The sequence below is a fragment of the Streptomyces sp. NRRL S-920 genome, from assembly GCF_000717945.1.
GTDB lineage: Bacteria > Actinomycetota > Actinomycetes > Streptomycetales > Streptomycetaceae > Streptomyces > Streptomyces alboniger.
Map to the genome: position 1 here is coordinate 87,454 of NZ_JODF01000014.1, position 23,851 is coordinate 111,304.

The 23,851-nt window shown below is 67.4% G+C and carries 25 protein-coding genes and 2 pseudogenes; 10 read left to right on the forward strand and 17 right to left on the reverse strand.

The window, feature by feature from the left end; genetic code table 11:
* Positions 1–6: 6 nt before the first annotated feature.
* Both IG54_RS0112830 and IG54_RS0112835 read right to left on the reverse strand, forming a co-directional pair.
* Positions 7–666, reverse strand: coding sequence for a hypothetical protein (locus tag IG54_RS0112830; RefSeq protein ID WP_030781730.1), 660 nt, complete (start codon positions 664–666; stop codon positions 7–9).
* 538 nt (positions 667–1,204) lie between these two features.
* Positions 1,205–1,408: a hypothetical protein gene (locus tag IG54_RS0112835; RefSeq protein WP_030781733.1), complete on the reverse strand. Its 204-nt coding sequence runs from the start codon at positions 1,406–1,408 to the stop codon at positions 1,205–1,207.
* Between the two features lie 538 nt (positions 1,409–1,946).
* Here IG54_RS0112835 and IG54_RS0112840 point away from each other — a divergent pair.
* Complete coding sequence (locus IG54_RS0112840; protein ID WP_037896972.1) at positions 1,947–2,483, forward strand: nucleotidyltransferase domain-containing protein; 537 nt, start codon at positions 1,947–1,949, stop codon at positions 2,481–2,483.
* A gap of 114 nt (positions 2,484–2,597) precedes the next feature.
* Here the strand turns inward: IG54_RS0112840 and IG54_RS0112845 are convergent, their stop codons facing one another.
* A complete protein-coding gene (locus IG54_RS0112845) occupies positions 2,598–3,470 on the reverse strand; it encodes a hypothetical protein (protein WP_030781744.1) in 873 nt (290 codons plus the stop codon).
* Between the two features lie 391 nt (positions 3,471–3,861).
* Positions 3,862–4,593, reverse strand: a complete 732-nt coding sequence (locus IG54_RS0112850) for a trypsin-like serine protease (protein WP_030781747.1) — start codon at positions 4,591–4,593, stop codon at positions 3,862–3,864.
* Positions 4,594–4,786: 193 nt separating this feature from the next.
* Here IG54_RS0112850 and IG54_RS0112855 point away from each other — a divergent pair.
* A pseudogene (locus IG54_RS0112855) lies at positions 4,787–5,137 on the forward strand (VOC family protein); the annotation flags it as partial.
* 308 nt (positions 5,138–5,445) lie between these two features.
* On the opposite strand, the gene IG54_RS40180 reads toward IG54_RS0112855, so the two are convergent.
* Positions 5,446–5,817, reverse strand: a complete 372-nt coding sequence (locus IG54_RS40180) for a hypothetical protein (protein ID WP_078594028.1) — start codon at positions 5,815–5,817, stop codon at positions 5,446–5,448.
* 161 nt (positions 5,818–5,978) lie between these two features.
* Here IG54_RS40180 and IG54_RS0112860 point away from each other — a divergent pair, with 161 nt between their 5' ends.
* Entirely contained in the window at positions 5,979–6,245 is a 267-nt protein-coding gene (locus tag IG54_RS0112860; RefSeq protein WP_030781752.1) for a winged helix-turn-helix domain-containing protein, read from the forward strand.
* 23 nt (positions 6,246–6,268) lie between these two features.
* Here the strand turns inward: IG54_RS0112860 and IG54_RS0112865 are convergent, their stop codons facing one another.
* A complete protein-coding gene (locus IG54_RS0112865) occupies positions 6,269–6,922 on the reverse strand; it encodes a hypothetical protein (protein ID WP_158708864.1) in 654 nt (217 codons plus the stop codon).
* Between the two features lie 243 nt (positions 6,923–7,165).
* Here IG54_RS0112865 and IG54_RS0112870 point away from each other — a divergent pair, with 243 nt between their 5' ends.
* A complete protein-coding gene (locus IG54_RS0112870; RefSeq protein WP_030781756.1) occupies positions 7,166–7,570 on the forward strand; it encodes a hypothetical protein in 405 nt (134 codons plus the stop codon).
* A 3-nt stretch (positions 7,571–7,573) separates the two neighbouring features.
* Here the strand turns inward: IG54_RS0112870 and IG54_RS0112875 are convergent, their stop codons facing one another.
* The 3 genes from IG54_RS0112875 to IG54_RS0112885 all read right to left on the reverse strand — a co-directional run bounded on the left by IG54_RS0112875 (position 7,574) and on the right by IG54_RS0112885 (position 9,149).
* Positions 7,574–8,146: a hypothetical protein gene (locus tag IG54_RS0112875; protein ID WP_037896973.1), complete on the reverse strand. Its 573-nt coding sequence runs from the start codon at positions 8,144–8,146 to the stop codon at positions 7,574–7,576.
* Positions 8,147–8,298: 152 nt separating this feature from the next.
* Positions 8,299–8,640 carry a hypothetical protein gene (locus IG54_RS0112880; protein WP_030781761.1) on the reverse strand — a complete coding sequence of 114 codons (342 nt, stop codon included), beginning with the start codon at positions 8,638–8,640 and terminating at the stop codon, positions 8,299–8,301.
* Between the two features lie 41 nt (positions 8,641–8,681).
* The gene (locus tag IG54_RS0112885; protein WP_234336135.1) at positions 8,682–9,149 is read right to left on the reverse strand and encodes a hypothetical protein; all 468 of its coding nucleotides are present in this window, start codon (positions 9,147–9,149) and stop codon (positions 8,682–8,684) included.
* A 218-nt stretch (positions 9,150–9,367) separates the two neighbouring features.
* On the opposite strand from IG54_RS0112885, the gene IG54_RS40185 reads away from it, so the two are divergent.
* Both IG54_RS40185 and IG54_RS0112895 read left to right on the forward strand, forming a co-directional pair.
* A complete protein-coding gene (locus tag IG54_RS40185; RefSeq protein ID WP_030781767.1) occupies positions 9,368–10,594 on the forward strand; it encodes a helix-turn-helix domain-containing protein in 1,227 nt (408 codons plus the stop codon).
* A gap of 986 nt (positions 10,595–11,580) precedes the next feature.
* Positions 11,581–12,054, forward strand: a complete 474-nt coding sequence (locus IG54_RS0112895) for a hypothetical protein (RefSeq protein ID WP_158708865.1) — start codon at positions 11,581–11,583, stop codon at positions 12,052–12,054.
* Here the strand turns inward: IG54_RS0112895 and IG54_RS40195 are convergent.
* The 4 genes from IG54_RS40195 to IG54_RS0112910 form a co-directional block, all read right to left on the reverse strand.
* Positions 12,051–12,563, reverse strand: a complete 513-nt coding sequence (locus tag IG54_RS40195; protein WP_324615414.1) for an HNH endonuclease signature motif containing protein — start codon at positions 12,561–12,563, stop codon at positions 12,051–12,053. The two genes, IG54_RS0112895 and IG54_RS40195, sit on opposite strands and share 4 nt — an antisense overlap.
* A gap of 611 nt (positions 12,564–13,174) precedes the next feature.
* Positions 13,175–13,420, reverse strand: coding sequence for a hypothetical protein (locus IG54_RS0112900; protein ID WP_030781771.1), 246 nt, complete (start codon positions 13,418–13,420; stop codon positions 13,175–13,177).
* Positions 13,413–13,658 (reverse strand): hypothetical protein, encoded by a 246-nt coding sequence (locus tag IG54_RS0112905; protein ID WP_030781772.1) that lies wholly within the window; start codon positions 13,656–13,658, stop codon positions 13,413–13,415. The genes IG54_RS0112900 and IG54_RS0112905 overlap by 8 nt, the downstream gene beginning before the upstream one ends.
* Positions 13,659–13,752: 94 nt before the next feature.
* Entirely contained in the window at positions 13,753–15,501 is a 1,749-nt protein-coding gene (locus tag IG54_RS0112910; RefSeq protein ID WP_037896975.1) for a recombinase family protein, read from the reverse strand.
* Positions 15,502–15,604: 103 nt separating this feature from the next.
* Between IG54_RS0112910 and IG54_RS0112915 the strand changes: the two are divergent.
* Both IG54_RS0112915 and IG54_RS0112920 read left to right on the forward strand, forming a co-directional pair.
* Positions 15,605–16,021, forward strand: a pseudogene (locus tag IG54_RS0112915) (VOC family protein); the annotation flags it as partial.
* A 573-nt stretch (positions 16,022–16,594) separates the two neighbouring features.
* Positions 16,595–17,722 (forward strand): MFS transporter, encoded by a 1,128-nt coding sequence (locus IG54_RS0112920; RefSeq protein ID WP_234336136.1) that lies wholly within the window; start codon positions 16,595–16,597, stop codon positions 17,720–17,722.
* A 58-nt stretch (positions 17,723–17,780) separates the two neighbouring features.
* On the opposite strand, the gene IG54_RS0112925 is transcribed toward IG54_RS0112920, so the two are convergent.
* From IG54_RS0112925 to IG54_RS0112935, 3 genes are all read right to left on the reverse strand, one after another.
* Positions 17,781–18,263, reverse strand: a complete 483-nt coding sequence (locus tag IG54_RS0112925; protein WP_030781784.1) for a hypothetical protein — start codon at positions 18,261–18,263, stop codon at positions 17,781–17,783.
* 261 nt (positions 18,264–18,524) lie between these two features.
* Positions 18,525–19,619 carry a carboxylate-amine ligase gene (locus IG54_RS0112930; protein WP_030781787.1) on the reverse strand — a complete coding sequence of 365 codons (1,095 nt, stop codon included), beginning with the start codon at positions 19,617–19,619 and terminating at the stop codon, positions 18,525–18,527.
* A gap of 224 nt (positions 19,620–19,843) precedes the next feature.
* Complete coding sequence (locus IG54_RS0112935; RefSeq protein WP_030781790.1) at positions 19,844–21,511, reverse strand: tannase/feruloyl esterase family alpha/beta hydrolase; 1,668 nt, start codon at positions 21,509–21,511, stop codon at positions 19,844–19,846.
* Between the two features lie 582 nt (positions 21,512–22,093).
* On the opposite strand from IG54_RS0112935, the gene IG54_RS37905 reads away from it, so the two are divergent.
* A complete protein-coding gene (locus IG54_RS37905) occupies positions 22,094–22,684 on the forward strand; it encodes an RNA polymerase sigma factor (protein WP_078594030.1) in 591 nt (196 codons plus the stop codon).
* On the forward strand, positions 22,681–22,980 hold the full coding sequence (locus tag IG54_RS0112950) for a hypothetical protein (protein WP_030781796.1): 300 nt from the start codon (positions 22,681–22,683) through the stop codon (positions 22,978–22,980). Before IG54_RS37905 ends, IG54_RS0112950 begins: the two co-directional genes overlap by 4 nt.
* Positions 22,981–23,096: 116 nt before the next feature.
* Here the strand turns inward: IG54_RS0112950 and IG54_RS0112955 are convergent, their stop codons facing one another.
* Positions 23,097–23,843: a class I SAM-dependent DNA methyltransferase gene (locus IG54_RS0112955; RefSeq protein WP_030781804.1), complete on the reverse strand. Its 747-nt coding sequence runs from the start codon at positions 23,841–23,843 to the stop codon at positions 23,097–23,099.
* Between the last annotated feature and the right edge of the window lie 8 nt (positions 23,844–23,851).

Genomic DNA, 23,851 nt, shown 5'->3' on the forward strand with positions numbered 1-23,851 from the left:
GCGGTGTCACGCACCGGCTTGAGCGGGCTGTTCCTCCGGCTTCGGCTGAGCCGCCTGATCCGGCACCGCGGAAGCCGTGTAGAAGACGGACGAGCCCTGCTTGTTGCGCTGCGCCTGGCTCTTGGCCACCAGCCCCTCGACCGTGGTGCGCACCACGGTCGTCTTGACGCTGCGGTCAGGATGGGCCTGAGCGAGAGCTGCGGCGATCTCCGCCGCCGAGCGTGGTTCGCTCTGCTCGCAGAGGTGGTTGCGAATCAGGTCGACCAGTGTCGGCTGTGTTGACTTCGTGGATGCGGCGGCCTTACCGGAACCCTTCTCGGCAGCCGGCTTGGTTGTGCCACGACGGGGCTTGGGGGCGGCCTTTGTCTTCTTGGCCCGCCCCCGCTTGGTCGCATCGGCCTCGGTGGTCTTCTTCGTGGCGCGCGGGGCGGGCACCTTGGTGCCGGCCGCCGGGGCCGCAGGCTCCGCGGAAGCCGGTGCGGCGCCGATGGCCTGCTGGATGCTCACCAGCACCGCGTGGTTGCGCTGGTGGGCTTCCAACTGCTCCTGTAGAGCGGCGATTTCCGCTCCCAGGCGTTGTTGTTCCTTGGCGTTGTGTTCGAGGTCGGCACGTACTTGAGCCGCGTACTGCGATGTCAGTTCGGAAGCGGAAACACTCTCGGACATGGGGCGCACAACCTTTCCTGGACCTGAGGCCGGATGTGGCGGGCCTGCTGCACATATGTGCTTTCCCGGACCGGTGTCGGCGGGATGGCGGCAGACTTTAGTGCGCAGGTGCCTACCGTAGCGATAGTACGGGGTAACCGGAGTGGACCGTTCTCCTTGAGTGTGGTGGTGAACTGATCTCCGCCTACCCGCCCACGGGGACAGGTCACTTCGTGGGGCATCCGGCACGGGCCGGGTTGAGGAGGTAGATGTCCGTGGCGGTGAGATTGTTGGGTGCCTGCCCAAGCGTGGGCGGTGCCGTGGCCATTCAGTCGGCGCTGCGGAGTGACAGCTGGTGCTGGGGTCGGCATAACGTACGTGGCCTGAGTTGGTGCCGACTGCCCTCTGCGTGACGGGCCCTGCTAGGCGTTGTTCCGTACTTGATCACGGTCGACGGCAGCTTGTACTGCCCTGTCTCTGATCCTGGTCGACTGCGGTCAATGTTGTGGCTGCGGCCCCGACCAGACGTGGTCGGGGCCGCGTTGCTGCCGGGCGGATCTCACAGTTCGTCACGCGTCACCCTCCGCCGGGCCAGATAGCCCACTCCCCAAATGACTGCGAAAATCGCCACTATCCCCAGGCCTGCCGGTTTGTCGGCTACGGTCAGGGCAAGGCCGACGCACGCGCCACATATGGCGAAGATGGTAGAGAGCATGAAGAGCCGGGATGTCGTCCTTGCCCTCTTGAAATAGTTGTCTTCCATTCGCGCCTCCGTTCTCTGTTGTGCCGCCCGGCACTGCGGTCCTTGATTAGTCCAGGCACACGGCTTGGCCGCCGACAGCGGAGGCTCCAGCCGTCGGTACGGAGCATCCCAGCATGACGGTCTCGCATGCCGAACCGGAAGCGGCACCGGCAAAAAATCCTGCGACGCTCGCCGCCAGCTCCCTCGGCATAGAGTGCGGGCCGAGAAGTGGTACAGGCAGGTGGTGTCCTGGTAACTGCCGGCGGACCGGTAGGGCTGGACGACCCCGTGCAGGAGCCCCGGCGGGTAGGCAGGGAGGACCAGTCGGGGTGACGCCGCGTGGGCTGTAGGAGTACTCCCGTGGCGTCCTTGCTCTCGGCGGCGTAGAGGAGGCGCCCGGCGCGTATCCGTAGGCATAGGCGAGGTCGACCAGGTGCCTCGCCGGACTTCGGCCGTCCATGAGGGTCTCGGTGCGGCCCAGGCTGTCGTACGTGAAGGCCGCGTTGCGGCGGGAGGGCGCCGACCAGAGCAGTTGCCGGGTAACCTGCGCGCTGTGGATATGGGACGTGCTGATCAACAGCTCAGCCTGATCGCTGAAACCCTGGAGGTTACCGGCGCTCTTGGGATCCCGGTGTGGCTCCGCGGTGGGTGGGCCATGGACTTCTTCCTCGGCGAGATCACGCGGGACCATGAGGACATCGACTGGTTCGCCTGGGCGGACGATGCCGCTGACCTGGCAGGAGCGGCCCTGCGGCACGGTTATCGCACGGTCCAGGGGTCGCCGCCCGACTTGCAGCTCGACTTCGTCAAGGACGGTCTGGAGAGCAGCTTTACGCTCCTGGACCGGGATGCGGCCGACCGTGTGGTGGTGGCCGGGGGGCCTTGGGCCGGTGCCCCCTGGCCTGAAGGAATGCTCGATGCCGGTATGGGTCGTATGGGTGAGCTGGAGTGCGCGATCGTCAGTCCGCAGGCCCAGATCGAGATCAAGCGGATGACACCCGTCTGGGATCCTTCCCGGCCTCGGCGGACCAAGGACGCCGAAGACATCGCCCGTCTGGAGGCGGCCCTCCGCGCACGGGGCAAACGGTCTGAGTGAGGATCCGGGCATCGACCTCCCGGCAACCCTCACTTCCGCACAAGAACAGTACGAGTCAGGCCCGGTCGGGCGGCCGCGCGCAGAGGCCTACCGGACGGGGACGCGCACAGCCGGTCAGGCTCGGGGAGCGGCCCGTACCGCTGCGATGATGACGAGTCCGGGCAGCATGAGGGTGATTCCGGAGAGCGTGTAGGCCAGCCACGGTGCCATCGACGTCCAGTGGTTCCAGGCGATGCCCACGACACAGCCACCGGCGACGGCAAGGAGGCCGCCCGCCGCCACGGCAGTCCTCGCCGCGACCTGTACGTGACGGTTCAGGAGGACCTCGTCGCGCCAGTGTGCGGGCCATCCAGCTGCGGTAACTCCGTTGGGCAGCGGTGTGGGTGGTGGCGGAGCCGGGGGGAGAGGTTTCCGCCAGACGAAGAAGATTGCGGCCATGAAGACAGCGCCGCCGCCGTATACGAATGCGGTGACCCACCCGGCGACGTGCCGCTCGAGCACCGAGTTGTTGAACCCGTCGGCGGACACGATGACCATCAGCATCGAGAACTGCGCGGCGAACTGCACCAAGCCTCGGAAGAAGCGGACTTCACCGTGCTTGTTGCGGTCGTAGGCCGGCAAGAGCCAGGCAAGCGCGACCACCACGATCAGAGCGTCCGCGGCGAGGATGGCTCCGGAGAAGAGCTGTTCCGTGACGGCCCGGGTGCACACCAGCTCCCCGGCCGTAAGGGCGTACAGGTACGAGGCCGTCGCGAGGCCGATGAAGCAGGGCAGGAAGAGCTTCAGACCGCGTGACGCGTGGCCGTCCCCGCCCGGGGAATTCTTCTGCCCGATGACGGTGACGAGACCGGCGAAGACAAAGCCCGCCATGATGCCGCAGAAGGCGCTCATAGCCTCCGCGGAGGCTATGGAACTCCAGTCGATGCCGTCGGTACCCAAGACGCAGGTGTCGGGAGTGAAGTTGGTGGGGCCACCGAGAGAGGTCATGGCAGCCGATGGTGACAGCCTGGCACCGCCTGGACATCCGGGTCAGTGCGATGGGGACGGCTCGTCGGGTGCACGAGGGAGCGCACAGTGGCCAGCACGCCCGCCCCAACCCCCGCTCGCTCCCTCCCCCGCGGGGATACGCCCTACGGGGTTCCACGTGCGTAACGACCAGGCGCTCCCGGCCTTCCCCGCCCGACTCGGCGGAGAACTACCCGTGCGGGCCGCCTTCCGTGCGGAATCAGCTGTGCAGCAGTGCGCGGGACGTCCAGAGGGCCAACGGCCGGTCAGCCACTCGGGTACGACCCGGGTACGAGCCGGGTCGACCCGGGCACGATGTCGGTCTCGATGACGCGGCGCCGGAGCCCTACCGGCGCCGCGTGCTGTGCCGGCGCTAGCGCCGAATGACCGAGCGGATCCAGGAGAGTTGCTGGGAGACCTCCCCGGCCTCCGCGCTCTTCTCCCGGTCGGAGCCGTTGAAGACGCCGATGAGGGTTTCGGTGCCACGGGGGCCGATGGTCATCACCGGGCCTCCGGAGTCGCCCCCGGCGGGGATCCCGGACACTTTCTTCATGCAGAAGTCGGGGCCGCCCGGTGCGGTATGACCCGCGCACAGCGGGTCGTTGGGCCGTACGACCTTCAGGTCCGACTGCTTGAGGACGGGAGACTGGCAGGCGCTCTCGTCCGTGGTGCAGGTGGCGCCCCACCCGTACTGCCGCACGACCTGGCCGCGGCGGACGCCGACCGTGGCCAGGCGGGCCGTGGGGACATTCATCGGCGCGACCTTGACGAGCATCATGTCGGCGTGCGCGCTGCCCACGCGCTTACGGGGTATGGGTCGGACCGTGGTGCCCCTCCGCATGTCGAGATGGCCCACCCGGAAGGAGATCCGCCGGTCGGGGACCGGCCGTGCCTGCTCGTAGAAGCAGTGCGAGGCGGTGAGGATCCACTGGCGGGCGACCGCTGTCCCGGTGCACGCCGGTTTGCCGTCAACGAGCATGCGCACCGCCCACGGGCCGTAGGTGCTCTTCTTCCCGCCGATGACGGCGGAGGCCGGAGCGGACGACATCACCGAGCCCGCGACCAGCACCAGGACGGTCAGCAGCAGTACACGAAAGCGACGCATTATGCAGAACAACTCCTTTCAGAGGGGTACAGCCGTACAGGTAGTGAGAGACCTTGCTGAGCAAAACCGTTCCGCGCGAGCCCCGCGAGATCAGGGGAGCGACTTGGCGGCGGCGACCATGGTCGGTGCCGGGACAGCACACGTCACTGATCACGACTGTTCGGGGCAGCTGACAGCTCTTAGGATCTGCGGCATGGCAACACGACTCGTGCAGATCAATATGAAGGCCCATGACGACGCCGCGCTCGGCCGGTTCTGGGCGGAGACACTCGGTTGGGGTGTCGACAGCGAGGGACCCGGTGTCACCAACCTCGAGCCCGTGGGTTTCTCTTACCCCGACCCCGCGGCCGTCTGCATCGACATCATCGCCCGCCCGGAACCCAAGACGGTGAAGAACCGGGTGCACCTTGACCTGGCGACCACCTCGGCCGCCCACCAGGCGGAGTTGATCGCGCGCCTGAAGGAACTCGGCGCGACACTCGCCGATGTGGGCCAGGGCGATGTCCCCTGGACGGTCCTGGCCGACCCCAACACATCTAACTACCAGTTCTAAGAGTACCCGCAGGTCAAGCCCAACGACACGGCCCCGCCCGGCACTTGGCCGAACGGGGCGTTTTGCTGCCTGAGCGCTCCCCTACGGGGCGGGTAGCTCATCCTCGGGAGTCGGGCCCACACCGAGCGCCACCGCATGGCTCGGGCACGCGTACAGGGTCACCCCGGGACCGCTCGCGCGCTCGGTGTACCGGACCGGAACGGGCGCGTAGGTCCACCGCTTACAGCGGACGCAGTACGCCCCGGACGGTTCGGGTGCGGGTTCCGTGCTGAGCAGTGCGGCGACGAATCGAGCGGCGGTCATGCCGACACCCCCGCAGCAGCGAACGCGGACCGGGGAAACGGAGCACCCTCGTACGTGTACGGGTAGTCCACGCCTTCCGCAGCGAGTACGGCAGCGCGCCGACGTTCCCGGATCACACGCAGCTCTAGCGTCCGCTCGCCCTCGCGCTCCGCTTCCCGCGCGAGCAGCCACGGGCCTATGCGGTGGTACCACGGGGACGGAATCGAGCGAGTGAGGACGTGAGCGGGGATCGGTGTGGTCGGTCCGCAGATGACGCGGGGCGGGGTCGTCGGCTCGGGGGTGAGCACGGCGACGGCTCGGCGCTTTCCTCGGGCGGGCAGCAGCAGCCGCAGCACCCACAGCAGTGCACGGGAGATAGAGTCACGCATGGTCGTTTCAGCTCCTGTTAGCTGTTTCGGCAAGCCCCGATGGACCGGGCCTATTCGGTCCCTCGGGGCGCTTTCGTTTTCGACGGTAACCAACTCCTCTACCCTCGTCTACCTACGTACGGAGACGGACCCCAGCGTGTCCGGTTGTCTACGCTTGCCTTATGAGCCCGAGCATTGACTACGAAGCCCCGACGCCGCCGTATCAGCAGATCGCGGCGGAGATCATCCGGGATATCAAGTCGGGCACTCTCGCCGTGGACCGTCCGATCCCCTCGGAGTCCTCGTTGATCCAGCGGTGGGGCGTGGCCCGTGACACCGCCCGCCGTGCAGTGCGGCACCTGCGGGAACTCGGGTACGTCTACACCGTGCCGCAGCGGGGCACCTACGTGCGGGACCGCAGCGAGGACGAGCGCCAGGACGACGCATAAGGGTTGCGCGAAAGTCGGCAGCGTCACAGCGTCGGCACTAGCGCGGACGGAAGGTTGTCCAGGTCCATGACCGCCACGCCCCGCAACTTGCGGTAGAGCCGTTGTGCGAGCATCCCGGGGTACCGGGGCTTGTTGAAGCTCGAATACGCGTCCGACTCGGATGGAATCCAGCTTTGCAGGTCCGCATCTACGCGGTAGAGCGTGCCTGACACGCCACTCAGCACCGACTTGCGGACGAGCAGCGCGACAGCGGTTTTCTCGTGCCGTAGGAACGGGCACTCCAGGAACGACAACGGGAGGCACCTCCGGCACACGGGCGGTGCGTCGGTCGTGATCCGGTCGAGCCGCTTCGGTTGCTCGCCGGGACGCTGCCACTCGACAAACACAGTGCCGACGCTCGTCGCGGCAGGTTCCGTGCACACCTGACACAGCAGCCCTTCCATACATTCGCGCTGCCGCAGCGGGTCCATGCAGTCGAACAACACCCGTCCCCGCTCGCCTTCGGGCGGCCTGGTCATGCGGGCCCACAGGTTTCCGTGCGCGTCCCGGTCGTCCGGGCGAGGGTGCAGGTATGCAATGTGAGGGACGCCGTTGCGCGGCACTTCCAGGCACAGATCGGATTCACGGGGGCCGAACTCGTTGCTGTAAGCGGCGACGTAGGGAACGGGAGCGCGCACGTCTGAACTTTCTGCGTGAGGGCGGAAGGGGGCGCCCCGCCCATGTGCCACCAGGGCAGTACACGAGCGGGGCGGCGAGACCTCGCACAGTGCGCACCGTGGGTTGGCCCCTCATCCGTTACTGAACACGCCCAGCGGCCCCGCAACGGGTCTTGCAACCCGCTCGCGTCGCTCGTCCCCCGTGAGGGGGTGGTGCGGTCGGAAACGGGCGTCTGTGGTGCTGGTGAGAGCTAGGCTCCGGCCATGCCCGAGCCTTTCGTGAACGGCGACGTACACCACCGCGCGTGCGGCATCTGTCCGTCCCGCGTCCACGCTGTTGGAGAGTTCGACGTGTTCGAGCGCCCGACTGCGGAATGCCCGTTCAACAAGGCTGATGGGCATAGGTACTTGAGCGACGGAACACCGGTCTGTGTCCACCCCGAAAAGGTCGGGCTGCCCGCGAGGCGCTATAAGAGCGAGAACGCCCCGCTGACTGTCGAGCTGCAACTACCGCCCGACCCCTCCGCAGTGGTGCCGTACCTGCATGACGTGCTGTACGGCGCAGCTCCGGTCCTGCTCGATGACCTGATCTCTCAGGCACAGCAGCAGATCCGGCAGCACTTCCCGGAGCTGGACCCGCTCACGGTCATGCGGCAGGCACTCGGCTAACCGCTACGCGGGGACCGGTTCGAACGTGATGCTGTGCGCGAGACCCATCTGGCGGAAGCCCGCAGCCTCGTACTTCGCCCGCAGGATGCCGAGCCGGCGAGCCACCTCGTCGTGCGTGATCCAGTACCGGGCGGGCGGCTCGCCCCACGCGCCGCGGTACCCCTGGTGGGTGTAGTCGTCCCGCGTCCAGTCGGTGTGTTCCTGATCGGTCTGGTGGATGATCTGCGCGCCGACCCTGGCCGTGATCCGGGCGAGGATCTGCGGCTGAGCGATCATGGCGTGCGTCATCTCGTCCACGGGCACGGCGACGGGGATTTCCGCCGCGCGCTCGTCGCCGGTCGCCTCGAACACTGCGGCCTTGAGGCAGAGCGCCCGCAGTCCCTCGGTGAACAGCGGGGCCGCGTCGGTGGCCTGGTCGTACTCGCTGATGACCGGACCGCCGGAAAAGCAGGTCCAGTCCTCGCTGTAGCGCAGGCTCGCGGCCTTGAACGCGGAGAACTCCGGATCGGCCTCAACGGCCGTCAGGATCTCCCGTGCGCGCTCGGCGGTGCGCTCGGCGTGTGGAAGGGTGTTCACGGCTGTTCTCCTTCGGTCGTGTTTCGCGGTTGGGCTTCTGGGTGCTCGACCCCGCCCCGTTCGTCACGCGGTGGCCGAGCGATCCGCCCCCGGTTCGGCTACCGGCCTTGATGGGTACCGGCGCCCCGGGAAGTCCCCGCCGAGGGCGGAAGTCAACTCAGCTCATGTGCCGCGCTGTTGGCATTGGAGGGGAACAGGTGGTCCCCCGGATGCTCGGCGAACAACAGGCAGATGTCCCCGGGCCCGTTCCGTTCCTGGCACGGGTCCTTGAGCTGTACGCGGGACTCGTGCTCGCGCCAGAACACCCATGCCGCGCGACCGGACGTGTCCGGGACGAACAGCAGGTGCACCGCGTGAAAACCCTCTAGGTGCCCGTCCAACTCGCAGTGCACGAATAGCGGAACGTCACCAGCGTTGGCGTCCCGACCCACCAGCGCAACGGCAGTTTCAATCAGTTCCGGGGGCACGCGGAACGGCGCGCGGCATCTGTCCATCGTCGGTGCGTCCTCGCTCGGCCGGGGTGGGCCCGCCCTGGTCACAGAAAGGGGACGAGCCACCCCGACGTGCGGCGGGGCTTCCTGTGGCTCGTGTGACGAGGGCGGGGGCTTGTGGGCTGTCCGTCATCGGCGGGCAGTGTGGCGCTGGACTCGGGCGAGGGCACGGCCACGGGCCAGACGGTCAGGATGTAGCGACACCCGCTGTCCGGAATGACCACCGAGAGCGGGGCGCCCTCTTTGAGCTGGTCCCGGGCGGCCTGGTGCTCCTCAGGGTCCTCGGCCCAGAAGCGCAGTTCCGCGGAGCAGTCGGGCACGGGCACCGTGTCCAAGCGCATCCACGGCATGACCCATGCCGAGCGTTCCGGGTCAGGGTAGAGCCGGTCCGCGATGCGTTCGGCCTCGCTCCGTAACCACCGCAGCGCGAGTTTCGGCGAGATCGTTTGGAAGGTGCCGAGGACGTACGGGACTGTCTCGCGCGTCCCGCACACCTCTCCTTCCGCAAGCACTTCGCACCAGTAGGCCCGCGCTGCTTCTCTCGCGTTGATCGACGCCATGGTGTGCCCGTCCGATCGCTGACTGTGTTTGCGTGGATGCCCCAGTACAGGGCGATGTCCGGAGCGAGGCCAGCGCACCGGTGCCGCATTTCTGCTGCATCCCTGCCGCATACTGGACGCATCGGGCCCTCTGAGCTGGTAGAACGGCGATTCAGAGAGTGGGAGGCGGGATGGCAGCCAGGCGTGAGAGCTTTGTAAAGCGTCGTAAGGCATTGGGATTTAGTCAGGAATCGCTAGCTGACGCCGTAGGAGTGGACCGCTCCACGGTGGGCCGTTGGGAAACCGGGGAGACGGAACCGCAGTCGCTCCATCGGCCGGGGCTTTGCCGAGAGCTACGCGTTTCCGCAGCGCAGCTTGAATCCATGATCTCAATCTCCACGGAACTCGCGCCCATTCAAACCATTCACGCGTCGCAAACCGATTCGGTCGACTCAGGATACGATGACGAAATAGAAACTCTCGAACTCGCACGCAGAGTTGTGGCTAGCGATGTGGGGAATGAAACGCTCTCTCGCCTAGAGGGTGTATTCAATGATCTCGCCATGAAATACCCGTCCGCTCCTCCGCAGGATCTCCTGGAGCGTGTGCGGAAATATTCTGGTTATGTCGGGCGGCTCTTGGATGCAAGGAAGACTCTCGCCGAACACCGGCAATTGCTCGTACTCGGAGGGTGGTTTTCTCTTCTTGGTGCCACTCTGCATATCGACCTAAATCAAGAGGATGCAGCCACGGCTAGGCTGCGAACGGCAATGACGCTTGCTCAGCACGCTGGGCACTCAGAAATCCAGGCTTGGTGCCTTGAAACTGATGCTTGGCGTGTACTCACGGATGGCAATTATTCGAAGGCTGTGGAACTGAGCAAGGCGGCCCAGGCACTAGCACCCAAGGGAAGCTCTGTCGAGATTCAGGCGACAGCGCAGGAGGGGCGAGCGTACGCCAGACTTGGGGCTCCGAAAGAAACCTATGACGCAATAGGTCGAGTGCATAGCCTCGTGTCCCCAATGCGATTCCCAGACCACCCCGAGCATCACTATCAGTACGATCCAGGGAAATCTATCTCATATACCGCTACGACTCTCGCATGGGTTGGCGATCCGGCAGCCGAGGGCTACGCACGGGAAGTGATCTCGCGCCTGTCACCGTCTGGCGATATCTCAAAGTGGCCTCGTCGTGTGGCATCGGCCAATATCGACCTAGCCCTATCGCTTATCGTTTCAGACCGAGTGGATGAAGCCTGCAACGCCGCGCAGAAGGCTATCCTTTCGGGGCGCGTGGTTCCGTCCAATCGTTGGCGTGCCCTGGAAGTCGTGCGAGCGGTGGAAGATCGAGACATCTCCGATGCTCGCGATTTGAGAGAGGCGTATGAAGGAATGCGGCCCGCCATAGGTCCAACCTAGCAAATTGGGAAACAGGAGAGGCCCCGAATTCGACCGTCAGCGAACGGTAGAATTCGGGGCCTCTTTACTTGTCTCGGCTAGTGCTTACGTGCGGACGGCTCGGCTAACCTCCGCCGAAATGCCTCAATGAGCCATGCGGGTTTTTTGCCTCCCTGCCGCTCAATCTCGGGAGGAGAGGGGAGTACCCCCCTGGTCAGAACGGCGGGCGTTCGTTCGCCTCGCGCCGTGACCGCGCTTCCGCAGCAAAACCGCCCGGTTGATTGCGCGCGGTCTCACGGTTGTGGCACGCGACGCACAGCGGACGCAGATGCTTCGCAGCATCAGGGTTCGGCTCGCCCTGTGCGATCAACTCGCGTCGCGACAAGGGGTGATGGTCGGCAACGTTCGCCGGCTGCCCGCAGAGCACGCACCACGGGTTCGCGTACAGGTACGCCCGCCGGATGCGCTGCCACCACGTTGTGTAGACGGCTCCACCACGCGACGCACGGTCCGCGTTCGCCTCCCTGGTGTGCTTCGGGCAGCGACCACCCCGGGGGGTCAGCTCGGGACACCCGGGAACAGAGCACGGAGGGCGGGGTCTGCGGGGCAGGGGGATCACCTCCAGGCAGGGGGCTAGGTGATCTTTCATTACGTTCATGGGGTCTCGGGCGGATGCCCGCTGCCATGGCGTCCCCGAGTAGGGCTCAATAGCCCCATGACTCGACAGGGAGAAACGCAGCGTCCGGCACTCGAACTCCACTGCGGCGCAGTGCACTTGACCGTCCAGCGCGTACCCGGATGGCTGGTGGCAGCTCTCGCCACGGCTACTGGAAGCGGGCTCGTAGCGTGGCTCACGGCACGGTGAGCAGGTGTGACCCGCACAACAGGTCTTCTGGTCCAAAGGCGCAGCCACGAACACGCGAATCCGTAAGCCTGAGAGCCGAGCCGCAACCGGAAGGGGAGCAATGCCAACAGGGGACTACTTACCCGAGGACGTATCGAACCTGGTGAAACAGTGGGTCAAGCCTGAGCGCGAGACTGCCAAGCAGAACGGGGACCGCCCCGTGTACTACTCGGGGCTTTCCGACTCGAAGCGCATGGCGCTGCACCAGGAAGGGCACCACTGGTACCGCCTCGCGAGCGGCACAATGCTTGAACAGTGCGTCCCGCCCCGCCCCACGTCCGTACAGGTTGCAGCCGTCCGGGATCACATCGCTCGGTGCTGCGAACACCTGCACGCAGCGGCTCGCGCCCGTGGGGACTTGCTGCCCGAGGGGCTTTGGTCCCAGCTCGAAACGGCCGAACGGCGCATCGCTATGGCGCTCGACATTGTGGATAACGCTCCCGCCGAGTGGTCGCGAGAGGCTGACGCGGCTTGGCAGGAGCTGACGAAGTGGGCCCGCAACCTCGACATGGAACGCCCACCACTGCGGCGGAACCCTTGGGAGTCGGAGGAGTGGCGCAGCTACATCAACGGTTAGGCCGCAGTGCCGAATTCAGTACGGGTCTTGAGCTGGTGGCACGAGTGGCACAGCACTTGCACATTGCTGTCTACGTCCTCACCCCCGAGGGACAGCGGGCGCACATGGTCCACATCCACTCCGTCCGCCGGGAAATCGCCCAAGCACCAGTCGCACCAGGCCGAGCCCCGTTCCTGCACTCGCCGGCGGAGCCTCGCAGCAGCGTCCCGGCGGTTCGCCCGTCGTCGTCCCCGTGCCCGCCGCGAGCGGACATTCGGACGACCTTCGTACGCCCCGTGGTGAGTCGTGCAGCGCCCGCGGTGTGTGGCGGGCTCGGTGCAGTCGATACAACGCATGTGCGTCCCCCTGGTGGTGTTCGTCGTTGTGCCCGCCCCGAGACTCGAACTCGGGAACTCTGCGGATTGCGTACGGATCTCCCCGAAGCGGGGGCCGGTACCGCGCACCTCTGCCGTTGGGTCAGCGGGCTTGGTCGTTGCCCTGGCGCTCGTTGACGAGAGCCGGGACAACATGGGGACCGCACGGTCTTACAACCCCGTTCAGCGCCCCGAGGGGCGGTTACTGGTGGGCGGTGCGGTCCCCGCGCGTTGCCTCACGACCCCTGCGGCCACCCTCGCGGGTGCGTGGTGCACGGGCAACGCTGGAAGAGAGCGCGGGTACTCAGACCGCCGAGTTTCCCCCTCGGGGTGGGTGCGCGGTATTCCCGCTCTCTCCTGCCCCAGTAGTAGGGACCGAAGGTGGTGCGCGCCCTTTCCGCTTCGTGCGGTGGACGGTCGCCCGTTTTCTCGGTCTCTTCCTGGTGCCCCACTTGTAGGGTTCGAAGGTGGTGTGAGCACCGAACGGTGTTGAGGATGACGACGGAGACCCCGGTTTCTCTTTCTCTTAGGTTTTTCTTGGCTACCTCAAAAAGTGTCGAAATTCGACACCCTCAACACCCTTTCGCCCCGCTGTAGGCCGCTCGGGCCCCGTGAGGCAGCCGATGAGGGCCCCGCACGTCCGAGGGCGAACAGCAGAAAGCCCCGGCGGGTCCACGGGGGCCTACCGGGGCACTGCGCGGCTAGGTGTACTGCACCGCATACAACCTGGGTGAACTAGCCGCGTGCGGCAGCGTACTGCCGAGGGGTCAAACCTTGCTCGTCCACCCCTTCACCGGGGGCCGCTCGCCCACCGCGTCGGCGTACGTGATCACATCGGCGACCCTTTCCGCGGTCTCGTGCTCGCCCCGCTCGTCCAGCTCGGTGGAGAGCACGCCGAGGGTGGGGATCGTCTCTTGCGTGATCTCACCTGTTGCGTACAGGCGAGAGATCACCCCGCCGTCGCGGTGGTCCCGCAGGACCTCGCGAACGTCGTTGTCCGTGAGGTCATCCACGGGCCCACCCCGCTACCGGCTCACGCTCACCGGTTCGCTCGGCGTACCCGAGCACCTTGCCCACACGGTCCGCCTCATCGAACTGCCCCGCGTCGGTCAGTTCGATGATGAGCGCGCCGAGGTCTGCGGCGGTGTCCTGGTCAACCGTGCCCGTGTCGTAGAGGCGGCCCACGGCCCCCCGCCGGTCGGCGTGCGGGGCGAGGATCGCGCGTACGTCGTCGTCTGTCAGTAAGTCCATGCGGCGAGCCTAGAAACCCTCGCGGGCCGGTGCGGGGGTTTCAGGGCAGCGCGAAACGTGAACCACCTCAGGGCGGTCGTCGGACTACCGGGCCCTACGCGGCGACCGGTTCGCGGACGGGTTCGGCGACCGTGGCGGGCTCGACCAGGCGCACACTCGCGCCCTCGGTCGGGGAGTCCCCGCGCGTCTCGGATTCCAGCGCCGATGCCTCACCCGCGAGGGCTTCCGCGGCAGGGTCCAGCTCGCCGGACATGGTGAACGTGACGCGCCGTACGTCGAGCTTGCGCCACCCACCGGGGGTGCCTCGCCGCACGTCCAGCCGAACCCCCGCTTCCACGAGCATCGCGCGTCGTCCTGCCGTGTCCTTCTCGGCCCACTCGTCCGCGAACGTCCTGCCCGTGTTCGTGACGATGCGCTGTGGCTCGGTCTTTTCCCGGGACTCCAGCTCGGCTATCCGGTTGTCGAGTGCGTCCGCGCGCTTCTGCCACTCGGCCGCAGCGTGCCGGGACTTCTGGCGGCCCTTCTGTTCCTGGTGCTCCGCGAACTCCGCGATAGTGGCGCGCAGCTCGGGTCCGGGGTCGTACCCGGGGATCGTCACGACGTGCGTTGTCTGCACGGACCCCATCAGCCGCAGGAACTCGGCGGTCACGTACTCGTCGGCCCAATCGCCTCTGATGTTGGCGGACCTCTCGCACTTGAACCCACGCGAGTACGGGTTGCACTTATACGTGGGGTGCTGGTTCTTCTTGCTGTCCTGCTTGTTCAGGTACATGCGCCCGCCGCACGAGTCGCAGTGAATGACCCGCAACAGCAGCGCGTCCGTGTCCTTCCGGTCCCCGTTGTCAATGCTCCGCTCGTCCAGAACCGCGCCGATGCGGTCGAACTCTTCACGGGTCATGATCGGCTGTGCGGTCGCCATGATCGGGTTGCCCTCGGCGTCCCGGACGGGCTTGCCCTTGTGCATCTTCCAGCCGAGCAGCGTCTGGTTACGCAGCATCCGCGTGATGACCGCCGGGTTCCAAAGGAACGCGTCCTTAACGAGCCCCTTGACTCCGCCAGTCTTGCCGCCGGTCTTCCGGCCCTTCTTCACGGCCCAGTGATCACGCGGGCTCGGAACCCTGTCAGCGTTGAGCCCCACGGCGATAGCCGAAACGGTCTTCTTCTCGAACAGCTCTCGGACGATCCGTTCAATGATCAGTACGGCATCCGGATCGGGGACGAGCGTCCAGCCGATACCGCCGAACTCTGCGGGCATGGGGGCGGGCATGTAGCCGTACGGCGGACGACCACCCCCACGCCACCGCAGCGCCATGTTCCGGATGGCAGCCATAGCCCCGGTAACACGGTCGGAAATGGACTGCGCTTCCACCTGCGCGGCAAAGGCGAACATCGTCATTTGCAGTTCCGCCATGGGGTCCATGGGGTTGCGGAAGTCAAAGACGAGCTTGCCCCCGCCGATGCCCTCGGCGAACACCAACACCTTTCGGTGCTCGCGGGCCCACTTGGCAAGCTCGTGCATGTCCGCCATGGACCGGATCGCGCGGTCAAAGCGCCACCAGACCAGAGCGTCAAAGTCATCGGGTCGGGCGAGCCACGCGCCGAGGGCGGGCCGGTCAAAGGGGCTGATCTTGGAAGCGGAGACGTCAAGGTCCACCGCTTCGCGGAGCTGGTCACCCTCGCCGAAACTGATGTTGTGCGCGGCTGCCGCTAGGTCGTCGGCCTCGCGCTGCCGCTCGGGGCTGGTGGTCTCGTCGGTGAGCACGGACAGACGGACACACCGCACACCCCGCAGGGTCTCGGTGTAGACCGTCCCCGCGAGGGGGTTTCGGGGTGCATGGGTCATGCCCCCTGTAGGGACCGAATGGGTTACAGCCTCATTAGTCGTATCACTGGGCCTGACCAGCGTCGATGCCACCACGACAACACTCCAGAACCACTAGTTCCGTGTGTTGGGAGACCCGGAGGGCAACGAGTTCTGCGTCCTGGAGCCCCGCCCGGTCTACCAGGACACCGGGCCGATCGCCGCGGTGGTGGTTGACTGCGCCGACCCACGAGGGATGGCCCGGTTCTGGGGCCAGGCTACGGACTGGACGGTGCACGAGGTCGCCGACGACCACGCGACCATGCGGTCCGCCAAGGGGGTCGGACCCTACCTGGAGTTCGTACGCACCCCCGACACCAAGAGCGGGTGGAACCGCGTTCACCTCGATGTCGCTCCCTACCGCGAGGGCGATCTGGCAGCAGAGGAGGCCCGGCTGCGCGCCCTGGGCGCCACCGATCCTGGTATCGACCAGTCCGCGATCTCCTGGAAGGTGCTGGCCGACCCGGAGGGCAATGAATTCTGCCTCCTCACTCCTCGCTGACCTTGACTCGTCGCTGAGCCTGAGCAGCGGCCCCGGGCGCCGGCCTCCGGAGCCGGAAACCGGGGGAGGGGTGCGGGCCGGGGCCCGGCCGTGCTCGGTCACCTGAAGGGTCACCTGCGGCGCCACCGTCGATCTCCACGCGCATGTTGACCCTGCCCGAGCGACTGAACGCGTAGATGTTGTCGTCGCTGAGGCCGGGATTGATGACGAGCGTGCTCTCGTCGCCCACCGGCTTCTTGAGGGCCCGCTCCTTTTCATCACCGACTTGGGGCCGTGCAGGGAGTACCCGGGAAGCATCTCGCCATCGCCCAGCAGAGAGAGCGGTAGCGAGGGGCGTATCGTGCACGTGACATGGACACACTCTATCTAGCTTGATCATCAATGAGCTGGGGCCCCAGGGTGAGGGGGGAGTCCCACTCGGCAACTCGCCAGCCATGGCAGCGAATTGACTTGCGCCGGGGCCGCTGAAACCTGTGGGGTACATCCATGGACGCGGCCACGGAACAGAACCAACGCGCGAGAGCGGCAAGCAGCCCTTCGGCCGCCAGGCGACCGGCTTCATGGCGCGGACTGATGGTTCTCGCCGCCCTGATGCTGGCCGCCTTCACTTTCAACACCGCGGAGAACCTGCCGATCGGCCTCCTGGACCTGATCGCGGAAAGCCTCCAGGTGTCCGTGCCGTCGGTCGGTCTCCTGGTCACCGGGTACGCCGTGACGGTGGCCGTCGCGTCCGTGCCGCTGGCCCACGTCACTCGGGCCGTGCCCCGACGGCACGTGCTCACGGCGTTGCTGGCGGCGTTCGTCATCTCCAGTCTGGTGGCAGCGCTGGCTCCTTCCTACTGGCTGCTGCTCGCGGCACGGCTGCTGACCGCGCTCGCTCAGGCGTTGTTCTGGGCTGTCATGGGGCCGGTCGCGGTGGGCCTGTTCGCGCCCGAAATCCGGGGGCGAGTGGTCGGGGCACTGTCCGTCGCCGGTTCGCTCGCCCTCGTCCTCGGTGTTCCCGCCGGGACCTGGCTGGGCCGGCGGAGCGACTGGCCGGTACCGGTCGCTCTGCTCGCGGCCCTGGGACTCGCATCCCTGGTGACGATCGCCATTCTGCTGCCGACCTCGCCCCCGGAAGAAGAGCCCGCCGCCTACGGAACCAGCCCCGACGCCCGCCGGTTCTGGACGGTACTCGCGGCCGGGGCCCTGTCCGCCACCGGGGCATTCACGGGTTACACGTACATCGTGAAGTTCCTGGGCGACGTGAGCGGATTCTCACCGTCCGGTGTCAATGCCCTGCTCGTGGCTCTGGGTGTCGCCTGCCTGGCCGGGGTGAGCATCACCGGAGGGGTACTGGACCGCTTCCCGCGGTCCGCCCTGACAACGGCCGTCATCACCCAGGCGGTGGGCATGCTCGGCCTGTACGCGGCCGGCACCGAGCCGGTAGCGGCTGTGGTGTTCCTGATACTGATGGGCGGCGCACTCGGGCCGGTGTTCATGACCACTCAGAACGCCATGCTGCACTGCGCACCGGCCCGCACGGACATCGCCTTCGCGGCCAACTCCGGTGCCTACAACGCCGGTATTGCGGCAGGAGCCGCCCTCGGAGGACTGCTGCTTCCGCTCGTCGGCGTACGGGGCGCATTCCTCGCTGGTGGGCTGCTGACCGTCGGGGCCTGCGCGGTGCTGCTCGGCGGCCGGGCCTTCACCCGGACGTGACGACGCGCCCTCTTGGCTCATGCCTGTGGTGGAGAGGAGGGCTTCGCAGGTATGCGCGTTACGACTTGATGAGCTTCCGGAGCGCGGTCTCCAGCTCGGAGCGGCGCTCCTTGGACGTGCGCTGCTGGTCTCGGGCGGACCAGGAGAGGGCGAAGCGGTCGACCTGTCGCCAAGTCCTGTCGAACTTCCTGCGCTTGGTCCACTGCTCCGCGACCTCGACCGTCGGGAACTCGTAGATGCTGACGGTGTCGGTGGTGATGAGCTGCGAGCAGTCACGCACGTCGGTCTTGCGACCGGCGCCGGCGGATTGGTTCGAGCAAGAGCCGGTGTTGTTCGTCGGGTTGCCGAGGGTCTTGACGCCGATGGCGTCGGCCAACTCGGCGGCCGCGGCTTGTGCCGAGAGGGGAGCCGCGCTGGTGGGGGCCGGGGCCTTCGGGGCGTCCTCCTTGATGCCGTCGCTCTTGGTGCCGCCGTCGTCACACCCGACCATGAGGACGGTGAAGGCGAGCAGGGCGGCGGGCAGTGTGGTGCGGGTGCGCATGGTGTCCCTCGGAGTCGGTTTTCGGCTGAGCGTGCATCATCCACCACGGAGGGGCGTGGCGTCCGCGCGTTGGCCGTGTCCCTGATCCACGATGACTGCATGGCTACGATCAATGAACGGTCCGTAGTCGCGCTGGAGTTGGCCGCTCTGGAGTACGGGGGAGGGGCTGATGGACCTCCTGTGTACGGCGGCTCGCTCGTCCTCAGCGGAACGCCTCGCCCGGCGGGGGCGGGACCCAGCCTGTCAGCCATGCCCCGGACGTCAGACGCCCGTACAGGACGTCAATAGCGAGTCAAGCGCCGAGGGACCGCCCCGCTCCAAGGCCATCCGCTGCCTCGCGGCACCCGTCCCGCCCGAGACCAGGCGGGCGAGGGCCCCGGACACTCGGTCGAGATCGCCGGCATCCTTGAGCGCCGGCGCAACGTACTCCAGAAGTGTTGTGACGACGTCCGCGGCCGGTGCCGGGCGCAGACGCACCGGATCGAGCAGGGTCCCCGCCAGGCCGTCGCGCGCGCCGCGCCACACGGCCGCCAACAGCAATTCCTGAGGTACCGGTACGAAAGCGGACCCCTGCCGCACCTGCCCCGCCAGAGTAGTCGTGAGCGCTCTGACCAGCCCCGCGAACATCACCGCCTCCTCCGCCTCCAACTGAGCGTCCATGGCGCGGACCTCGACCGTCGGGTAGCGATCGGAGAGTCTCGCCTGCCAGTACAGCTGACCGCGGCCACGGATCATCCCCGCCTCGATCAACCCCGCCGTCCGCGCCCGGTAATCCCGGGCGTCGGAGAACAACGGCGGCGGACCACTGACGGGCCACCGCCCGTACGCGATGGTGCGCCAACTGGAGAATCCGGAGTCCCGCCCGTCCCACAGCGGTGAGTTGGCGGCCATGGCCGTCAGCGCCGGCAACCACGGGCGCAGCCGGTTGAGCACACCGACCCCCAGGTCCCTGTCCTCGATGCCCACGTGGACGTGCATGCCGTTGATCATGTGCTCATGGATCAGTGGGGGAGTGTCACCGGCCAGATCCGCATACCGGGGCCCCTCCGTCACCAGGACCGGGCCCGGCCCCCGGTACGGCCCCGCGCCGGTCACCGCCACCCGGCATCCGGCGCCCGCCGCCGCCTCGCCCACCAGTCGGCGCATCCTGCCCAGATGCTCGGCCACCTCGTCGAGTTCCGTGCACACCGGAGTGCCGATCTCGATCTGCGCCCGCAGCAGTTCGGGCGACAGATCTCCCGGACCGCTCCCCAGCAGCGCCCGCGCGCCTGACAGGACCATGCTGTTCCGCGGCACCGGCAAGAGGCTGTCCGCCTCCACCAACAGGTACTCCTCCTCGACACCGAAAGTGGTCATCCGATGCTCAGTCGAGGAGCCGATCGCGTGCCGGCCGCCTGGCGGCATTCGCCTCCAGGACGCCGACCGTCCTGAACCTGAAGAGGTCTCCACCTCACGTCCGGCCTCCCGGGCCCTTGTCGTCGAGCCCATTCCTGCCCGCTGGGCACGGGGCCATTCCACGCCCGGATGTCCGGGCGGCCGATGCCCGTTCTGGGGCAGGTGATCGGGGAGGTTGCGTGTGGTCAGCGGGGCGAGGGCCGCGGGGTGGGAAAGCAGATGAAGCTGCTCGCGGCGTCAGGGTTGCCCGCACCGGTGTATTTCGGCCAGGACGGGTGGGCGCACAGGGGCCGGGAACGGCCGTTCGCTGCGGGGTTGGCATCGGTGACGACCGGCCGTGCGGGCGGAGTCGCCCTTTCCGCCCAGTTCTCCAGGGCGCTCAGTGAGTCCCAGCTCGCCGCGAAGGGCGTGTCGACGTTCACGTGGTTGGCGCCGGGCACGAGGTAGAGCCGGGCGAAGTCGCTGGTGGCGCGCTTGCCCATACGTTTTTGCACGCGCTGGAAGTAGGCGACGGTGGAGCGGTGACTGACCAGTTCGTCGGCTGTGCCATGAAGGAGGAGCAGTTTGCCGCCGGCTTCGGCGAACCGGCTCAGGTCGGGATCGCCGGCGTCCTGAAGTGCGGACAGCGCGCTGATGCGCTGGCGCCAGGGGCCTGGGCGGCGGGGGTCCACCGTGAGGGGGTTGTGCCCGGGATCGCGGGTGACGAAGTACCGCACCCACTGGTCCCAGAACTGCACGCCGTAACCGCTGTCCTTCGGCATGGGGTGACCGGGAGGTCGGGTGCCCAGGCCCAGCAGGGGTGTGCTCATGTCGGCGCCGGAGAGGAAAGGGAATCCGGGATATCCGGTCTCACCGCCGGCGAGGGGGTAGGGGAGGCGCAGCGGTGAGGACAGTGCCCGTACGGCACGGATCTGCGCGTCGGACAGACAGGTGTCGGCGGTGTCCGGGCCGCGTGGGCAGCGCAGCGAGCGCGGGTCGAAGTGGCAGCCGCGTTCATCGCCGATGACGCCGTCGCGCAACCCGTCGTCGCCGTCGCAGGCCGCGATGACACTGCGGTGCAGCAGATGTTGCTCGGCGGTGTTCAAGAAGGCTCCCGGGCGGGAGAGGGTGCGAGCCTCGTGGCCGAAGAACAAGTTGAGGCTGACGGCGTTCCAGGCCGGGTAGGCGGCGATGACGCCGTCGAAGTCCGTGGGCCACCGCTGGGCCACCGCGAGAGCTTCGCGGCCGCCGCTCGACCCGCCGGCGAAGTAGTTGCGGGTGGGGGCAGCACCCGCGTAATGGGCACGCATGATGAAGTGTGCGGCGTCCCTGGTCTTCTTCAGGGCGTCACCGGCGAAGTTGCGCACCGCTTCGTCGTTGACGCCGAAGGACCCGTCCAGTGAGGTGGCCGGCTTGAAGTCGGGTGCGGCCTGGTGACCCGAATCGCCGGCGAAGGTGGCGTACCCGCGGCTCAGTGGCCGGGGCTCGTTCACCGGGCCGAAGGGGACGTTGCCGGTGATGTCGGGCACGGTGCCGTCATAGCCTCCACCGCCGAACATCATCGCTTTGCCGTTCCACCGCTCGGGCAGGGCGATACGCATTCTGATGTCCGGAGCGTGCGGATCCACGGGGTGCAGGGCGGCGTCCGCCCGGCAATAGGAGCCGGTCGCGGACGCGCCGCTGCCGGACGCGGGGACAAGCCGTGCGGCGATCACCTCGCCGCCGCTGGTGGGCAGGCCGATCGCCGATGCGGGGATCTGCAAGCCGGGCAGATCATCGCAGGCCACGGTGTGATGCGTGGCGGGCGCGGTCGGCATGCTGGTGCCGCTGACCAGGGTGAGCGCGAGTCCTGATGCTGCGATGATCTTTTTCATGGGCAGTCTCCACGAATGCGCCTGGATTGCGGGGCTGTGGGGCTATCGGGCCGCGGGGCTGTGGGGCCGCGGGGGCACAGGCTATGGAGTCCGTCGGCCGGGAGGGTATGGGCCTGAGGCACACTCGGGATGCGTGCAAGGTGTGTGCTCGGGGTGTGTCGACTCCGGACCGGGTCTGAGGAGTTGGGGATGGCTTACGCGGTTGAACAGGCCACCGATGAATCCCGGATGGCGAGGGGCCGCGCGCTCTCCGGTCCTGCCGAGGGCGATGTAGACAGGCGCCGGACGGCAGGCCCGCCCCGCTCGAACACACAGATTGCCCCCGTTCCGTACCGCCCACGGCAGCCGTCCGCACCCCTGGTCCGATGCCGTCGCTCCACGACCGTAGGTGAGCGATCCGGAAAGACTTCGGCCCGAGGCGAATCCTTTCCCGGTCTCCCCGCCTCTTGTCCGTGTACCGGCCGAACGGGCCGGCGGAACTGTTGGAAAGGAACACCCATGATGGCTATCGGCCTCGTAGCGATCGGCGTCCTGCTCGTGGGCGCGTGCAGCTGGCACCTGACGCGGCGCTACAAGTAACAGATGAACAACCCACGTTTCCAATGGCCCGACGAGCGCCTGATCAAGGCCGCTCAAGACGGCGACGTCAACTCACTCACCACCGTCGTCACGGAATCGCAGCCCCATGTGCGCAAGTTCGTCCTGTCACTGTGCGCCTCACCGCAGGACGCGGAGGACGCGGCCCAGGAGGCCCTGATCATCCTCTACCGGAAGATCGGCACCCTGCGGGCCACGGGCGCACTCGCCTCGTGGATGTTCCGGATCGTGCGCAACGAATGCCTGCGGCAGGTACGACTGCTCATCTCGCGAAGCGAGGAGGTGTCGGCCGCGGCGGAGGCGTCCGCGGAGGTGCCCTCGGAGCCGTCCGCCGAGGACGCGGTGCTGCGCGGGCTGGAGGCGGAGAGGGTCGCGGCCGCGGTCAGCGCCCTTCCCCGCGACCAGCGGCAAGTCCTGATCATGCGGGACATACAGGGGCTGCCCGGCAGGACCGTCGCTCGTTCGCTCGGTCTGAGCAGTGCGGCGATGAAGTCGCGGCTGCACAGAGCACGGGCGACACTGCGCCGCTCACTGGAAGTAACCGGCCCCCCAGTCGAAGGAGACATACGACCGTGAACAACCCGGACATCGGGAACTTCGCCAGCAAGTCCGTCCCGCGCCATCTGGCGCGCGGCGCCATCGGCTTCGGGCTGCTCATCGGCTCGATCGCCCTCGTACCTGCCGTCGGCCCGATCACGCTGCTGGCCGCGCCGTTGTCCCTGATCGCTTTCCGCGGCTGCCCCACCTGCTGGCTGGCGGGCTTGGCGCAGACCGTCTCGCGCGGCCGGCTGGAGCGGCAGTGCGTGGACGGCGTATGCACTCTCAGCGATCGCAAGGCCTCCCTCGCGGGTCAAGAACTCCTAACGAAATGATCTGCGAGGTGGTTAGCTCGCTCTGGGGATGGTCCTGGGGCGTTTGATCTGGGAGGGGTGCTGGGTCGCCCGGTCGAATAGGCCTCGGCTTCGGCACCCTCGGATGCGCACCGACCTCAGGTCGGCTTGCGCCACACGGAGATGTGCTTCGCGGAGTCCTGGGTGAACGGCGCCCCGCCCCAGTCAGCGACGCGACATTCCAGTTCGAGCCCGGCGATCCGTGCCATGAGGTCCAGCTCTGCCGGCCAGGCGTAACGGTGCCGGGAGTTGGCGCGACGGTAACGGCCGTCGTCGCTGTCGCCATCGCGGGTGAAGTGGTGCGAGACGAGAATCTGCTCGACGAGGTCGAAGGTGTCGAAGCCGAGATGCCGATCAGAGACGTCGAACGGCACCGCGACCTGGCCGGGCGGCAGGAGCCGCAGCGGCGGTACGCCCAGCTCGATGACGAACCGGCCGCCGGGCTTCAGATGGCGTGCGGCGTTGAGGAAACACTCGACCTGCTCGTCCTGCGTGAGCAGGTTGGTGATGGTGTTGTAGACGAGATAAACAAGCGTGAACTCGCCGGGAACGACGGTGGTGGCCATGTCCCCGATGACCACCGGGAGCGTGTCCTCGTCCACCTTGCGCCGCAACACCGCCGCCATATGTTCGGACAGTTCGATGCCCACCACCGGCACGCCGCGTTCCCGGAGCGGGACGCCCACGCGGCCGGTCCCGATGGCGAACTCCAGTGCCCTGCCGTCTCCGGCGAGTTCGGCGAGGAAGTCGAGAGTCGGTCCGAGAACGGCGGCCGAGGACGTCTCGGCCTCCTCGGCGTCGTAGCGGTCGGCGGTCGCACGGGTCCACAGCTCACTGCTCGTCACAGGCGGCC

Bases quoted from the DNA above. Each gene is read 5' to 3' on its own strand.
- IG54_RS0112830 (WP_030781730.1), bottom strand. From the start codon at position 666: ATGTCCGAGAGTGTTTCCGCTTCCGAACTGACATCGCAGTACGCGGCT.
- IG54_RS0112835 (WP_030781733.1), bottom strand. From the start codon at position 1,408: ATGGAAGACAACTATTTCAAGAGGGCAAGGACGACATCCCGGCTCTTC.
- IG54_RS0112840 (WP_037896972.1), top strand. From the start codon at position 1,947: ATGGGACGTGCTGATCAACAGCTCAGCCTGATCGCTGAAACCCTGGAG.
- IG54_RS0112845 (WP_030781744.1), bottom strand. From the start codon at position 3,470: ATGACCTCTCTCGGTGGCCCCACCAACTTCACTCCCGACACCTGCGTC.
- IG54_RS0112850 (WP_030781747.1), bottom strand. From the start codon at position 4,593: ATGCGTCGCTTTCGTGTACTGCTGCTGACCGTCCTGGTGCTGGTCGCG.
- IG54_RS40180 (WP_078594028.1), bottom strand. From the start codon at position 5,817: ATGCGTGACTCTATCTCCCGTGCACTGCTGTGGGTGCTGCGGCTGCTG.
- IG54_RS0112860 (WP_030781752.1), top strand. From the start codon at position 5,979: ATGAGCCCGAGCATTGACTACGAAGCCCCGACGCCGCCGTATCAGCAG.
- IG54_RS0112870 (WP_030781756.1), top strand. From the start codon at position 7,166: ATGCCCGAGCCTTTCGTGAACGGCGACGTACACCACCGCGCGTGCGGC.
- IG54_RS0112880 (WP_030781761.1), bottom strand. From the start codon at position 8,640: ATGGACAGATGCCGCGCGCCGTTCCGCGTGCCCCCGGAACTGATTGAA.
- IG54_RS40185 (WP_030781767.1), top strand. From the start codon at position 9,368: ATGGCAGCCAGGCGTGAGAGCTTTGTAAAGCGTCGTAAGGCATTGGGA.
- IG54_RS40195 (WP_324615414.1), bottom strand. From the start codon at position 12,563: ATGTTGTCCCGGCTCTCGTCAACGAGCGCCAGGGCAACGACCAAGCCC.
- IG54_RS0112905 (WP_030781772.1), bottom strand. From the start codon at position 13,658: ATGGACTTACTGACAGACGACGACGTACGCGCGATCCTCGCCCCGCAC.
- IG54_RS0112910 (WP_037896975.1), bottom strand. From the start codon at position 15,501: ATGACCCATGCACCCCGAAACCCCCTCGCGGGGACGGTCTACACCGAG.
- IG54_RS0112920 (WP_234336136.1), top strand. From the start codon at position 16,595: ATGGTTCTCGCCGCCCTGATGCTGGCCGCCTTCACTTTCAACACCGCG.
- IG54_RS0112925 (WP_030781784.1), bottom strand. From the start codon at position 18,263: ATGCGCACCCGCACCACACTGCCCGCCGCCCTGCTCGCCTTCACCGTC.
- IG54_RS0112930 (WP_030781787.1), bottom strand. From the start codon at position 19,619: ATGACCACTTTCGGTGTCGAGGAGGAGTACCTGTTGGTGGAGGCGGAC.
- IG54_RS0112935 (WP_030781790.1), bottom strand. From the start codon at position 21,511: ATGAAAAAGATCATCGCAGCATCAGGACTCGCGCTCACCCTGGTCAGC.
- IG54_RS37905 (WP_078594030.1), top strand. From the start codon at position 22,094: ATGAACAACCCACGTTTCCAATGGCCCGACGAGCGCCTGATCAAGGCC.